We start from the raw sequence: 14,537 nt of genomic DNA, 5'->3' as shown, positions 1-14,537 counted from the left end.
ACCCCTGCTCGCGATGGCGTCCTTGAGATCGCTACGGGACATCCGTTTGTGGCAAAAGCTGCACGCCGAGGTAGAGCGCGAGCATGCCGTCCAGTTTCAGCGGATCAACCCCGCTCAGCTCGGCAATCCGCTCCATCCGATAGCGCAAGCTGTTGCGATGAATCCCCAGCGCATCCGCGCAGGCCTGACTCTGCCCGTCGTGCTCGCACCAACTGCGCAAGGTCGTCAGCAGTTGGCCGTTGCCGTCCTTGGCGATGACTTTGCGCAGTGGCTTGAGCAATTCATCCAGCGCGTCATCGTTGCGATGCCGCCACAGCATCACCGGCAACCGATATCGGTTGAGCGTCAGCAAACGCGAACGCGGCAACACATCGCGCCCATACGCCAGCAAGTCGCCGACCCGTCGATAACAACGACGCAGCCCGGACAACCCATCCGCCTGCCCACCCACGGCAATGCGCAAAATGTTCCAGCCCAGGCCATCGAGTTTTTCCAGCAGCCGTTCATTCTCGATCGCCTGACTCGCCGGCCGACACCACAGCAACGAAGACTTGGCCGAACTCACGCACCAGCTGTCCGGGTAACGCGAAGTCAGCCAGGCACTGAGCGCCTCCACCGTCTGCCCGGGACCGTGCTCCATGCCCAACTCGAACAGATAAGGCACCCGCGTCATTTGCGGTTTCAGGCCCAATTGCTGCGCTTCATCCAGCAAGCGCGGCGAATCCCCGGCCTCGCTCAACAGCAATGCCAGCAGATCATCGCAACGCTGACGCCGCCATTGCTGCTCGGCCTGCTGATTGCGTTGGCCTACCAACATTTCGGCGGTCATCCGCACCAGCTCGGCATAGGTGCGCAGTTGCTCCGGCTCACCGGTAATGCCCAGCACACCGATCAAGCGCTGATCGAGCAGCAACGGCAAGTTGATCCCCGGCTGTACGCCTTTGAGGTGAATCGCCGTCTGCGCATCGATCTCCACCACGCGCCCATTGGCCAACACCAATTGCGCGCCTTCATGGCGGGTGTTGATGCGCTCCGGCTCGCCGCTGCCGAGAATCAATCCCTGGCTGTCCATCACGTTGACGTTGTACGGCAGGATGGCCATCGCCCGGTCGACGATGTCCTGGGCCAGGTCGTGATCGAGTTCGAACATATCGGGATCCTTTAACGGGTGATGGGGCAGGTTGTTCACCCGCACAGGGCTGGGTCGCAAACCCTGTGCTCAGGCACAAAGACAGCCACCCCGAGGGTGGTCGAGACTCTCTGGGCGATCAACGTTACCCTGCGCATCGCAAAAAATCATAATAAAGAGAGAGCCCGCCATGTCACAGAGCGCCGCCGCTACCCAGGCCATCGTTGACGACAAAAACGCCGTCTACAAACGCATTACCCTGCGTTTGATCCCCTTCATCTTCATCTGCTACCTGTTCAACTACCTCGACCGGGTCAACGTTGGATTCGCCAAACTGCAGATGCTCGACGCGCTGAAATTCAGCGAAACCGTGTACGGCCTCGGGGCCGGGATCTTCTTCATCGGCTACGTGCTGTGCGGCGTACCGAGCAACCTGGCCCTGACCAAATTCGGCCCACGGCGCTGGATCGCGCTGATGATGATCGTCTGGGGCACGCTGTCGACCTGCCTGCTGTTCGTCACCACCCCGACCGAGTTCTACACCTTGCGCCTGTTCACCGGCGCGGCCGAAGCCGGGTTCTTCCCGGGCGTGGTGCTGTATCTTTCGCAGTGGTTCCCGACCTTCCGCCGTGGCCGCATCATGGCGCTGTTCATGTCGGCGATCCCGGTGTCCGGCCTGCTCGGCAGCCCGTTCTCCGGCTGGATCCTCAACCACTTCGCCGCGGGCCAAGGCGGTTTGGCGGGCTGGCAGTGGATGTTCCTGTTGCAAGGCATCCCGACCGTAATCCTCGGCGCCCTCGCCTATTTCCTGCTGAGCGACAGTTACGCCAATGCCAAGTGGCTCACACCGTTCGAGCGTTCGGTGCTGGAAGCCGACCACGCCATCGATCTGGCCAACAAACCGAAAACCGCCACTGACTCGCTGCTGGCCGTGTTCAAGAACCCGGCGATCTGGGCCTTCGGTTTGATTTACTTCTGCATCCAGAGCGGCGTCTACGCGATCAACTTCTGGCTGCCGTCGATCATCAAGAACCTGGGCTTCAGCGATAACCTGGTGATTGGTTGGTTGAGCGCGATTCCGTATCTGCTGGCGGCGCTGTTCATGTTGATGGTTGGCCGCTCGGCGGACTTGCGCAAAGAACGACGCTGGCATTTGGTGGTGCCGATGCTGATGGGCGCGGTGGGCTTGCTGATTGCCGTCAACTTTGCCACAACACCGGCCATCGCGATTCTCGGTTTGACCATCGCCACCATGGGCGCCCTCACCGGTTTGCCAATGTTCTGGCCAGTGCCGACAGCGATGTTGAGCGCGGGCGCGGCGGCGGGTGGTCTGGCGCTGATCAACTCCATGGGACAGATGGCGGGTTTCCTGAGCCCGTACCTGGTGGGTTGGGTCAAGGACAGCACCGGCTCGACCGATGCCGCGCTTTATCTGCTGGCGGGTGTGATTGTGTGCGGGAGCTTGTTGGCGCTGCGCATGACGCGCACGTTGCGGGTGTAAGGCGTTACAGATGATCGTTCCCACGCTCCGCGTGGGAATGCAGCCCGGGACGCTCCGCGTCCCTTCCGATCAACAAAAAAAGGCCCTTACGGGCCGTTTCTTATTTCGCGTGTGCACACAGGTCTTATGTGGCCAGACACACTTTTGTGAACACTCAAGCTGTTGTGGCGAGGGAGCTTGCTCCCGCTCGGCTGCGAAGCAGCCCCAAAAGCTGCAACCGCGACCTTTCAGGTACACCGCAGATACCGGATGTACGACTGCTGCGCAGCCGAGCGGGAGCAAGCTCCCTCGCCACGAGTATGTGCCCTCTTCGAAATTGGCTTTAGCCCTGCGGGCCAACGTTATCCAGCAGCCGATTCGCCGTGATCTCCGCCGTCATAATGCTGTTGGAAATACCCAACAGCGCATAACGCGATTCACCCGCCAGATGATCCACCAACTGATGAACCATCACATCGACCGACGCCAGCGTCTCGACCAGATACACCGCAAGGGTTTCGGTCGTGGCTTCGGGGTCTACGGAAAACAGGGTGCTGCGGGTTCGCGGGGTGGCCTTGATGTCGGCATTGGATGGGAAGTGAAAGTCGAGCGCTCGTTCGGCGGCATCGTTGAGTTTTTTGGAATCGGTGGATTCGTAGGGGGAAACGTCGTCCGCTTCGGGTGGGTTTGGTGTTGGTTTGAACATGGATGAAACTCCTAAAGCGCTTAAAAGGAGCCATCACCCCTCGCTACCAAACGAACGGGTGGTGGCCATACGCAGGTTGGTAGACCGGGCTTTAGGAAGCGGCGCGCCCGAAGGCGCCCTGCGCATGACCACCATAAAACCGAGACGAAAAATCTCAGCAAAGGAAGGTGCTTTGCGTCTAAAAACCCGGGCTACCAAACCCGATCACTGATATTCAGCGACGGGACAAACGATAAAACCCAGGCCCAAGACGCACAAGCCGGCGGATTCTGGCGCAGTCGTAGGCAACGGCGCAAGGTTGTGTAGTCCGAGAGAGTGTCTGGAGATGTCTGTTAAACATCTCCGTTTATTACTTACTCATCACGGCTGTTGCAACAGCCCTGACTAACCCGCTTGCACCTGATAGGAAACCTTGCCATCCAACAGTTCTTGCACCGGACTGCTGTCGCCGCCCGTTTGAGCGCTCCCCCAAGTCACCACGCGGCCGTCCGAGGTCAGCGCCGTGAACGCGTTACTATTGGCGTAAATGGCTCGTACATCGGTCAACCGGCTTTCCACCGCAGATGTATCGCCCCCCAAGCTTTTATTCCCCCAGGCCACAACGCTGCCATCCTTGCACAGGGCTGCAAAGGCTGCCGACGAGCCAACCACCTGAACAATGTCGCGCCGTTGTGCAATATCGACAGGTATTTCGCCACCAGCTGAGCCATCTCCCCAAGCGACAACCTGACCGTTGGTGCAAAGAGCAGCAAATGCGGAAAAGGTGCAGCAGACTACTTCAATATCAGTCCGGGCCTCTATTTCTGGGTTGCCGATGGTGCCACCTCCCATTTGGTGGCCCCAGGCCACAACCTGGCCGGTGGAACGCGTTGCAGCAAAGGCGAACTGATTGGCGCAGCACAGTTCGTTGACATCGGTCAGTGAGGCGATGGGTGCCGGCAGGGTTCCCCCGGTACTCCGGCCCCAGGCGACGAGACTGCCCTTTGCGCGCAATGCGGCAAAAGCATATTGGGTGCCGAGGAAGGTTTTGAAGTCGGAAAGCATCGCGATCTCGGGCGGCAGCGTTCCACCGGTGTCAGGTTTGCCCCAAGCCACCAAATGCCCGGTTTCCCGTCGTGCGACAAATACACCGTCACTGCCCACGCACTGCACAATGTCCCTCAGCGCGCCGATGGACTCGGGCACTTCGCTACCCTGCCCCAGGCCACCACTTGCCCAGTGTTTTTTATACCGGCGAACGCGCTTTTGCCACCGCTGACCTCAACAAAATCCGAAGAACTGATACCGCCCATATTCCCGCCAGCCCCCGCGTCGCCCCAAACCGCCACCGTTCCATCGGCTCGAAGGGCGGCAAAAGCGCTGGAGGTGGCGCTGACAGCAGCGATGTCATTCGGGGGCGCAGTGTCCGCAGGGATCGCTGCACCCAAATCCGGATGCCCCCAGCCGACGAGGGCCCCGTCATCAGTACGCGCGACGAAGGCGCCCCAACTGCCAATAATGTTCGCCGAATTCAGGATGACCTGATCGTCGCCGACGCGAACATGCAGTGCCTGTTGCTGGGTATCGCGCCAGGTGTGGGCCGTTGTCCAATCACTGTCAGTCGCGTACTTCCACTGCGCAACGACCGGCTCCCCGGTAAGGGTATCAAAGGCGCGCAGTAGACGTGACGTACCGGACAGCCCAAACAGGTGGGGATTTGAGCGCGCGCCCATGACTTTCAGGCGACCTGAGCCTATCACGGCTTTTTCGGATGCTTCTGACGTTGAAGTGGTGCGGTCGGATTGAACAGACATGATGATGACTCCTGTCGAGGGTATGAGTGACGGAGTCAATTAAGGCGTAAGACGATGGTATTGGCTACTGTCAGAAATAACAGGTAACCGGAGGTGGCTGACAAGCGGTAGGCGTGCTTATACGGGGTTAGCAGACCAGGACTCTAGAACCCGGCGCACCGAAGTGCCCCATGCAAAGCCGCCATAACATTAAGAGCGAACGTTGTACGTCTAAAGATGACCCGGGCTACCAAACCCGATCGCTGATATTCAGCGACGGGACAAACGATAAAACCCAGGCCCAAGGCGCATAAGCCGGCGGATTCTGGCGCAGTCGTAGGCAACGGCGCAAGGTTGTGTAGCCTGAGAGAGTGTCTGGAGATGTCTGTTAAACATTCCTGCTTAATCCTCACTCAGGGCTAATCAATAAATGTCCGCCGGATAAAATAAATACGTCCCCATTTCCTCAAACGATACTGAACGGTATTGAACTGGTACACATGTTGCGTAAAGGGCAATTTCAACATCCAACCGGGGACAGTTTGTCCCCGGCAGATCAATTTTATCTGTTGGCCGCTTAAGACAGCAGCGCTTCATAATTTGCTGCACCTCTTCCTTAGTGCGACAGAACCACCTCAGCCGCTTCCCCTTAAGGGGAAGTGGATGAAGTGGATTAACGGTTTCTCTTACTAATCTTGAGGGGGGGTAAAATGTACGCCAGTCCTTGTTTCGGGAAATACGCAGGGACGGAAGGTTCCCAGTAAAAGTGGCCTGTGTAGAATTGTTTTTGGGAATTATAAGCCACAATGAGTCCGCTAACTTGTGCCGACGAGGATGCGGATCCTCCCCAATAGAATTCATGCGGGATGTGCTGGGGTAAGCGGAATTTGGCGTTGAGGGCGGTACCATGGACTAATCCATTCTGGTCGGCTATGTAGTATGCGCTTGATCGGATGCGCCATGCATCGTAGTCGCTGTAGTTCCCGAGGGTGGAGAGTAAAATGTATTGCGCGACGTTGGAACATGATACTTGGACTTCTTTTGTTTGGCCCACGTCGTCTTGGATGACGATGGTCGCCCGCCCGTTTCCCTCACTTCGTATCATTCCGAAGTTGTCAACCGAAGCGACGAGAGGCCGGGACGATGTGTATGTATAGGGGGTATTCCGCCGGTCGCTGAACGACGCTCGTAAGTGCCATCCGGATCTACCCCGGTAGGAACCCATGCGATTGAGGTTCCCGCAATCGAGATATTCGCCCCGCTCAGGATAATGGGCGTTGTGTCCACGATCAGTTCCATCCTGACCGTCAACGTCCTGGCCGCCGACACCTGACCCGGACCGTACAACGCCTTGGCGGTAAAACTATGAGCCGCCTCACTCAACCCGGACACCAGCAACGTCCAGATCCCCGTGATCAGATCCGCGGTCTCCTGACCTTTGGGAACGGCGCCATCAAACACTTCGACTTTCTGACCTTTGCTGGCCGTGCCGGTCAGCGTCACGGCGGTTTCAATAGTCGTGCCGCCGTTGGGGATTTCGACCCCGCTCGGCGAGCCTTTGACCGAGGAAATGGTCGGTGGGATCAGTGCCGTCACGGTCAAGGTTCGTGGCGCGGAGCTCTGACCCGAACCGTACAACGCCTTCGCGGTAAAGCTATGGGCCACCGCACTCAACCCGGACACCAGCAAGGTCCAGACCCCCGTGCCCGGATCCGCCGTTGGCTGACCTTTGGAGACCGTACCGTCGAGCACATCGACTTTCTGGCCTTTGCTGGCTGTACCGGTCAGCGTCACGGCGGTTTCAACAGTCGTTTCGCCGGGGGGAATTTCGACACCGCTTGGCGAGCCTTTGACCGAATCAATGGTCGGTGTGACCGCTACCGCCACGGTCAAGGTTCGTGGCGCGGAGCTCTGACCCGAACCGTACAACGCCTTCGCGGTAAAGCTATGGGCCCCCGCACTCAACCCGGACACCAGCAAGGTCCAGACCCCCGTGCCCGGATCCGCCGTTGGCTGACCTTTGGAGACCGTACCGTCGAGCACATCGACTTTCTGGCCTTTGCTGGCTGTACCGGTCAGCGTCACGGCGGTTTCAACAGTCGTTTCGCCGGGGGGAATTTCGACACCGCTCGGCGAGCCTTTGACCGAATCAATGGTCGGTGTGACCGCTACCGCCACGGTCAAGGTTCGTGGCGCGGAGCTCTGACCCGAACCGTACAACGCCTTCGCGGTAAAGCTATGGGCCCCGCACTCAACCCGGACACCAGCAAGGTCCAGACCCCCGTGCCCGAATCCGCCGTCGGCTGACCTTTGGAGACCGTACCGTCGAGCACATCGATTTTCTGGCCTTTGCTGGCCGTACCGGTCAGCGTGATGCTGGTATCAACCGTGCTCCCGCCTTCTGCGATCTCATCCCCATTGGAATCGGTCAAACGGATGATCGCAGGCTTCACATCCTCCACAGCCTTGACCGTGTAGGTACGCACCTGAAACAGCAGCGCATTGTTTTCATCCTGACTGCCACTCAACCCTGCCTTGAACTCAACTTTCAGCTCGCTCCCGTCCTTCAGGTTTTTCAACTCATTGAATGGAATCGGATGCGTATAAAAGCCCTGGATAATCCAGGTTTCGTTGGTTTGCGAGAAAGGCGGCTGCCAAAATGTCTGGGCGTAGGGACTGTCGTCATTGTTGGTGCCTTGCACCCGCAACCAGACAAACTGTTTCAGCGCAATGAACGGCCAGGCGTTAACCTGGATCACCGCGTTGGCGGTCAGCTGGCTGACGTCGAATTCGGCCCCTTCACCGTTGTCCGCGGCCTGGAGGATCAATGGTTTGTCGAGCACGTTTTCCGGCAGTGGCAGCACCGATAACGTCAGGGTGTCCGAGGGCATGGGGCTGCTGCTGCCGCGAGTTACCTTGTAGTTCACCGTTACCGCTTTGCCGAGGCTGAAGGCGACCACCTTAGGCTCCAACGGTATCTCCTGCGGCCCGAGCGTGGTCACAGGCCACGGTGCGGTGGTATGCGAACCCTCGGGCAGCGTGCCGTCGGCACCGGTCCAGATTGCAGTGATCTGGTCGCCGACCAGCATTCCGTCGTAGTTGACGACGGCGGTCAGATGGGTCTGGGCATTCAACGGATCAAGGCGGGTGCCGCCGTCCGCTTCTTTCACGGCCGGGGGTAACAGTTGGCCAATCGCCTGGCCAACCCCAAATTCCAGCACATTCGAATAACTCGTCTCGTTCGTCGCCGCCCGCCAGATCCGGTAACTCACCGTCACCTTCTTGCTGCGGTTCGGCTCGATATGCTCGGCGACAAACGTGGCGTTGAGGGTGAAATTCACATCCTTGTCTTTGGACAGCCCGTTGAGGGTGATGGAGTCTTCCTTGAGGCCCGTGACTTCACCCGTCCAGGTGTAGGTCACGATGTCACCGGATTGGGTCGGTTTGACGGTGGGTCTTGGCGCGGTCAGTTTGCCGATGCCGCCGGGCAGGTCCCGGGCTCCAGCGCTCCGTCCTGTTCACCGAGGACGATGGGTTTGACCAGTTCGAGTTGCGGCTCGCCCACCTGCAGCAGCGCCGCATGCAAGGATTCGCGGCGGACTCGGTCGCCGTTCTGGTCTTCGCTGAGCAGGTGGTACCACAGCTCCAGCGTGCCGCCTTCCAGGGTTTTCAGGTGCTGGCTCTCCACCGTGATGAAAAAATCGTTCTCGGCCTCGATCTCGTCCCTACTTGGAAAATACCAATCCAGCTCCGGGGTATAACTGCTGCTATCCGGGCGGGTGCCGAACCAGATCAGCTCGATGGCCATGCCCTGCTGCATGATCGGATCGAACGGAATCCGCACGCGAGGGTGAGGCAGGTCCGGATCAATCGCGCCGTTTTGTTCATCTTCGGCCTTGGGCGCGGCCAGGTGTTTCGGTTCGCCGATGAAGGTGACAAATTGCCCCTTTGACGGCAGGGGGTCGGTCACGCCCGGGCGCTCTACGCGATAGGAAAAGGTCACCTGGGTTTTGGCCAGTTGGCGCACGTCGGCGTTGGACAGGATGACTTTGTAAGTATGCGGCAGGTTGTCGACCGTCTGGGCCGGCGCGATGACTTCCACGGCCTCGTTGTCCACGGTGGTGCCGCGCATCTTCAGGATGATGCGGTCGTCCTGCTCGAACGCCGGCGCTTTGGCCCAGACCTCGCCCGTGATGTCATCTTCGCCCAGCGCATCGAGGTCGAGAACGTTGTTCACGGCCTCCTGGACGACCGGTGCGTCCAGAAAATCGACGCCGGTCATGACCACCAGCCGCGTGGCCTTGCACCAGTCTTCCGAAAAATTGTGCACCACATCGCGCACGCGGAAGGTGACCGCCAGCCCGGAGATGTCGGTGTCGCCCGCGGCCAGGATGGTGGCTTCGTCGACGTGGATCACGATCGGGTGAGTGGCCGGGTCGCTGATCTGCTCGGCAGTCAGCGGCGCGGATTCCACGAGCACACCGCCCCAGCTCAGCACCATGACATCGCCCACCGCCGCATCCGGATAAGGCACGCCGGTCCCGGACTCGGCCCGAATGATGATGTCCACCCCGGCCGCGGCGATCTCCTTGTCGACGATGTTCTCGACGATGGCCGGATCGATGAACAGGTACAGGTTCGAGTGGCTGCCTGGGGTGTCGTCCGTGTCCTGGCCCGCAGGAATCTCCAGCTTGGCGTAGAGCTTGAGCGCCGGCGTAAACGTCTCGGCGCCCTGATTGAAACGGGTCACCCGGTACGCCAGCGTGTGCGCCCCGGTCAGCCAATGCCTGGGCTCGACCCACAAGGTCACCCGCTGACCGACTTCGGCGTCGTCGGTGATGATGTGCTGATTGACCACCTGGCCGTTGAACAGCAGCTCGACCTTGTCGCCTTTGCCCATGCTTGACCAGGCCGGGACGTAGACCTTGAGCCCGTTGATGGGGAAGTTGTCCAGGGCGGCGGCACGGTTGATTGCCCAGACGTCAGTGGAAGAGTCCAGTAGACGGGCACCGGGGATCTCTGGTTCACGCAGCAGCCTGGAAACGAGGTGACGGACGGGTTGCACGAGCATGGGGGACTCCTGTCGAGGGGGCTGGGCGACGGAGTTATTTAAAGTGTGAGTCACGGCGATTGGCTACTGTCAGAAATGACAGGTGGAGGCGCTTTCCCGACAAGTGGTACATCCCGTATCGGAGCGACGCGTCGCTTCGATCTCAAGCATGTGCTTGCGAATCAACAAAATATGACGGTAAAAGCGCCGGATCTTTAAAGGATTTTTACCCATGAGCTCGATTCTCGACCTGGAGATCTTCGTTCGCACCGCCGACTCCGGCAGCATCTCCGCCGCCGCCCGTACTTTGGAACTCACCCCTGCCGCTGCCAGCATCGCCCTCAAACGCCTGGAAACCCGCCTCGGCATCCGCCTGTTCGCGCGCTCCACGCGCAGCATGCGCCTGACCGAGGAAGGCCGGCGTTATCTGGAAAGCGTGCGTCTGGCCCTGGCCGCCCTGGCGGAAGGTGAACAGGCCCTCAAGCCTCAAACCCAAGGCTTGAGCGGCGTGTTGCAACTGGCCGCGCCGTCAGACTTCGGGCGCAATGTGTTGTTGCCGTGGCTGGATGACTTCAAGCGCCAGCACCCGAATATCCAACTGCAACTGTTGCTCAATGACCGCCACTCAGACCTCTTTCGCGAAACCGTCGACGTCGCGTTGCGTTTCGGCGTGCCCAGCGATTCGACGCTGGTGGCGTTGCCGATTCTGCCGGGGCATCGTCGTGTGGCCTGCGCCAGTCCCGATTACCTCGCCCGCCACGGCATGCCGAAAACGCCGGCGGACCTCGGCGAGCACAGCGCCCTGCTCTACCTGCGGAACGGCCGGCCTTATAACTGTTGGCGTTTCAGTCGGCAGCATGAAGTGTTGGAGGTTGAGGTGCGCGGCGACTACCTCACCGACGACGGCGAAGTCGCCCGTCGCTGGGCGTTGGCCGGGCATGGCATTGCTTATAAAGCCTGGCTGGATGTCGCCGCCGATGTGCAGGCCGGGCGGCTGGTGACGCTGTTTGATGACTGGCAAGGCGAAAGCGTGCCGTTCAATTTGCTGTGCCCGCATCGGGTGCAGGTCTCAGAGCGGGTCAAGGTGTTGCAAGCGTTTCTGCAAGAACGTTGTCATGCACTTTGCGTATAAATTCACTTTTCGACGCGCAGGCGTTCTGGTATTTGATTGAAGCTTTCCCACGGTAAAAGGATTTCCTCATGAGTTATCGCACGCTGGGTCATTCGGGTTTACAGGTGTCGACCCTGACCCTGGGCACCATGATGTTCGGCGAACAGACCAGTACCGAAGATTCCCTGCGGATCATCGACAAGGCCTGGGACCAGGGCATCAATTTCATCGACACCGCGGACGTCTACACCGGCGGCCGTTCCGAAGAGATCGTCGGCGAAGCGATTGCCGGCAACCGTCACGAATGGGTGCTGGCGACCAAGGTCGGCTTTGGCCCGGTGGACGGTGTGCCGAACCGCAGCGGGTTGAGCCGCAAGCATATTTTCAATGGCCTTGATGCCAGCCTGACGCGTTTGGGCACTGACTACCTCGACATCTATTACCTGCACCGCGAAGACCACAACACGCCGCTGGAAGTGACCGTGTCGGCGATTGGCGATCTGATTCGCCAGGGCAAGATCCGGTACTGGGGCCTGTCGAACTACCGTGGCTGGCGGATTGCCGAGGTGATCCGGGTGGCGGATCAGTTGGGTGTTGATCGGCCGGTGATCAGTCAGCCGCTGTACAACATCGTCAACCGTCAGGCCGAGACCGAGCAGATCACGGCCGCGCAAAATTATGGTTTGGGCGTGGTGCCTTACAGTCCGCTTGCGCGCGGAGTGCTCAGCGGCAAATATGCGCCGGACGTGAAACCGGACGCCAACAGCCGCGCCGGTCGCGCTGACAAACGTATTCTGGAAACCGAATGGCGAGTGGAGTCGTTGCGTATTGCCCAGCAGATTCAACGGTACACGCAGGAACGTGGCGTGGGCATTGTCGAGTTCGCCATTGCCTGGGTGTTGAACAACAGCGCCGTGACATCGGCGATTGTCGGACCGCGCACCGAGGAGCAATGGGATGCGTACACCAAGGCGCAGGCAGTGAAGATCACGGCTGAAGACGAGGCGTTTATTGATTCGCTGGTCACGCCGGGGCATTCATCGACGCCAGGGTTCAATGATGTGAGTCATTTTGTTTCAGGGCGCAAACCGCGCACGGCTTGAGATTTTTCGCGAGCAGGCTCGCTCCCACAGTGGACCGCATTTCAAGGTGGGAGCGGCTTGCAGTGAAAATAGTCCACAGATGACCGCGATCCTGTGGGAGCGAGCCTGCTCGCGATGAGGCCCTCACACCCGACACACCTCGCACTGCAATGGTGCAAAACCCCGTAAACCACGCCCGTTACCGTGACTTGCCAGTCCCGTTTTGACCCATACCGAAAAATAAACCTGCCCTTCGTCGGTGCGTTTCCCCCTACAAGCGTTGTGCCTTTACCCTCTCCCCACCGATTGTCGAACAATTTCGCCACTTGACCTGCCCCGCTCTAGGATCTGGCCTAGACTCATTTTCGCGAGGTAAAACCGGTCAGTCATCTGGTGGTAAAAAACTCGAAACTTTCGGTCCTGCCCAAGGGTCAGGTTAAAGGTAGGGCCTCAGCGACTGGTGCATTCCTTGCAACGGCCCATTCACCCTTTCTGCATTAGCGCATGGGGCAGCATTTGCTCACCGATGCGAAGCGCGTTTGCGCCCGGCCACAGGATTTGGCCACGAACACCGTTGGTGCCAGACCTAGAATTAGATCAACAACACGGGAGATTCATATGATTAGTGCGGCTTTAGATATTCAGGGAGAGCGTGCTCATCAGCAGGTCGGCGAATCAAGCGCCGTGAATGCTCCGAGCGCCAAATCGATCAGCGTACCAGGCACCAAAACGCTGTCACCGGCTGCCAGTCAGAATCCGAACAGAAAGAAGGTATTGTTCGTCACCTCCGAGATCGCCGATCTGGTCAAGACCGGCGGCCTGGGTGACGTTTCCGCAGCGCTGCCCCGGGCCATGTCTCATCTGCACGATGTGCGGGTGCTGATCCCCGGTTACCCGCAAGTGCTGCACAGTGAAAACCCGATCCATATCATCGGTGAACTGGGTGGGCACGCCGCACTGCCACCCTGCAAGATCGGACGCATGGACATGCCGGACGGTCTGGTCATTTACGTGTTGATCTGCCCCGAACTCTACGAGCGCGAAGGTTCGCCTTACGGCGCCAACAACGGCCGCGATTGGCCGGACAACCACATTCGTTTCGCCCGCCTGGGCCTGGCCGCCGCCGATATCGCCGCCAATCTGGCACAAATTCACTGGTGCCCGGATCTGGTGCATGCCCATGACTGGCCAGCCGGCCTGGCGCCGGCCTACATGCACTGGCGTGGACAGCGCACCCCGACGCTCTTCACCATTCACAACCTGGCCTATCAAGGCGTCACCAGCCTGGGCTCGTGCCCTGAACTCGGTATTCCCAACCATGCCTTGCAACAGGAAGGCATGGAGTTCTACGGCAAGATGTCGTTCCTCAAGGCCGGCATGGCCTATTCGAGCCACATCACCACTGTCAGCGCCACTTACGCCCAGGAAATCACCACGCCGGCCTTCGGCTGCGGTCTCGACGGCTTTCTCGCCGCCAAGACCCAGCAAGGCCTGCTCAGCGGTATTCCCAATGGCATCGATGAAAGCTGGGACGCCGCCACCGACCCGCACCTGTTCTGCCCGTTCGGCATCGGCGACTGGGACGGCAAAGCAGTCAACGCCGCCCATGTCCGCGACCTGTTCGGCCTGGAAGACTCCGAAGGCCCGCTGTTCGCCGTGGTCTCGCGCCTGGTCTATCAGAAAGGTCTGGACCTGACCGAAGCGGTCTCCGAATACATCGTCAACAACGGGGGCCAGATCGCGATCATCGGTCGTGGCGAGCCCGAAGAAGAACAAGCCATGCGGGAACTCGCCCTGCGCTTCCCCGGGCAAATCGGCGTGCGCATCGGCTTCAATGAAACCGACGCCCGTCGCATGTTCGCCGGCAGTGATTTCCTGTTGATGCCGTCGCGTTACGAGCCATGCGGCTTGAGCCAGATGTACGCCCAGCGCTTCGGCTCGCTGCCGGTGGCCCGCAATACCGGCGGTCTGGCCGACACCATCGAAAACGGCGTGACCGGTTTCCTGTTCGACGAATCCACGGTGGAGAGCTATCAAGAAGCCCTGAGCCGCGCGTTCAAGGTGTTCGCCTTCCCCGACCTGCTCAGCGCCATGCGGTGCCGCGCCATGGCCGCGCCGTTCAACTGGTGCAAGGCGGTTGAACCCTACGCCGAACTCTACGAACGACTGGTCGCCAAAGCCCTGGGTAAATCGGGCAAACAGTAAAA

General features: G+C 59.7%; 11 protein-coding genes and 1 pseudogene. 5 read left to right on the top strand and 7 right to left on the bottom strand.

Annotated features, from left to right (window positions below; translation table 11 throughout):
* Positions 1-31 precede the first annotated feature (31 nt).
* Positions 32-1,150, bottom strand: a complete 1,119-nt coding sequence (locus tag HP062_RS03875) for a sugar diacid recognition domain-containing protein (protein ID WP_172790851.1) — start codon at positions 1,148-1,150, stop codon at positions 32-34.
* Between the two features lie 169 nt (positions 1,151-1,319).
* Here HP062_RS03875 and HP062_RS03870 point away from each other — a divergent pair, with 169 nt between their 5' ends.
* On the top strand, positions 1,320-2,630 hold the full coding sequence (locus HP062_RS03870; protein ID WP_010459966.1) for an MFS transporter: 1,311 nt from the start codon (positions 1,320-1,322) through the stop codon (positions 2,628-2,630).
* Positions 2,631-2,952: 322 nt separating this feature from the next.
* On the opposite strand, the gene HP062_RS03865 is transcribed toward HP062_RS03870, so the two are convergent.
* The 3 genes from HP062_RS03865 to HP062_RS03855 form a co-directional block, all read right to left on the bottom strand.
* A complete protein-coding gene (locus HP062_RS03865) occupies positions 2,953-3,315 on the bottom strand; it encodes a DUF6124 family protein (protein ID WP_010459965.1) in 363 nt (120 codons plus the stop codon).
* A gap of 384 nt (positions 3,316-3,699) precedes the next feature.
* Positions 3,700-4,500 carry a hypothetical protein gene (locus HP062_RS03860; RefSeq protein ID WP_172790850.1) on the bottom strand — a complete coding sequence of 267 codons (801 nt, stop codon included), beginning with the start codon at positions 4,498-4,500 and terminating at the stop codon, positions 3,700-3,702.
* Entirely contained in the window at positions 4,476-5,108 is a 633-nt protein-coding gene (locus HP062_RS03855) for a hypothetical protein (RefSeq protein ID WP_172790849.1), read from the bottom strand. Before HP062_RS03855 ends, HP062_RS03860 begins: the two co-directional genes overlap by 25 nt.
* 446 nt (positions 5,109-5,554) lie before the next feature.
* Here HP062_RS03855 and HP062_RS03850 point away from each other — a divergent pair.
* Positions 5,555-5,668: pseudogene (locus HP062_RS03850) on the top strand (IS6 family transposase); the annotation flags it as partial.
* Positions 5,669-6,188: 520 nt separating this feature from the next.
* Here HP062_RS03850 and HP062_RS30795 read toward each other — a convergent pair.
* The 3 genes from HP062_RS30795 to HP062_RS03835 are packed head-to-tail and all read right to left on the bottom strand — an operon-like array spanning position 6,189 to position 10,158.
* Complete coding sequence (locus HP062_RS30795; RefSeq protein ID WP_178119843.1) at positions 6,189-7,265, bottom strand: hypothetical protein; 1,077 nt, start codon at positions 7,263-7,265, stop codon at positions 6,189-6,191.
* A 2-nt stretch (positions 7,266-7,267) separates the two neighbouring features.
* Positions 7,268-8,509 (bottom strand): hypothetical protein, encoded by a 1,242-nt coding sequence (locus HP062_RS03840; RefSeq protein WP_172790848.1) that lies wholly within the window; start codon positions 8,507-8,509, stop codon positions 7,268-7,270.
* A 44-nt stretch (positions 8,510-8,553) separates the two neighbouring features.
* A complete protein-coding gene (locus HP062_RS03835) occupies positions 8,554-10,158 on the bottom strand; it encodes a hypothetical protein (RefSeq protein ID WP_172790847.1) in 1,605 nt (534 codons plus the stop codon).
* Positions 10,159-10,369: 211 nt separating this feature from the next.
* Between HP062_RS03835 and HP062_RS03830 the strand changes: the two genes are divergently transcribed.
* From HP062_RS03830 to glgA, 3 genes are all read left to right on the top strand, one after another.
* Positions 10,370-11,269: a LysR family transcriptional regulator gene (locus HP062_RS03830; RefSeq protein WP_102593622.1), complete on the top strand. Its 900-nt coding sequence runs from the start codon at positions 10,370-10,372 to the stop codon at positions 11,267-11,269.
* 68 nt (positions 11,270-11,337) lie between these two features.
* Positions 11,338-12,351 (top strand): aldo/keto reductase, encoded by a 1,014-nt coding sequence (locus HP062_RS03825; protein ID WP_010459960.1) that lies wholly within the window; start codon positions 11,338-11,340, stop codon positions 12,349-12,351.
* Positions 12,352-12,948: 597 nt separating this feature from the next.
* The gene (glgA, locus tag HP062_RS03820) at positions 12,949-14,535 is read left to right on the top strand and encodes a glycogen synthase GlgA (RefSeq protein ID WP_172790846.1); all 1,587 of its coding nucleotides are present in this window, start codon (positions 12,949-12,951) and stop codon (positions 14,533-14,535) included.
* Positions 14,536-14,537 lie beyond the last annotated feature (2 nt).

The organism is Pseudomonas sp. B14-6, from assembly GCF_013260315.1.
Classification (GTDB): Bacteria; Pseudomonadota; Gammaproteobacteria; order Pseudomonadales; family Pseudomonadaceae; genus Aquipseudomonas; species Aquipseudomonas mandelii.
This window is presented reverse-complemented; position numbering and strand designations above follow the sequence as displayed.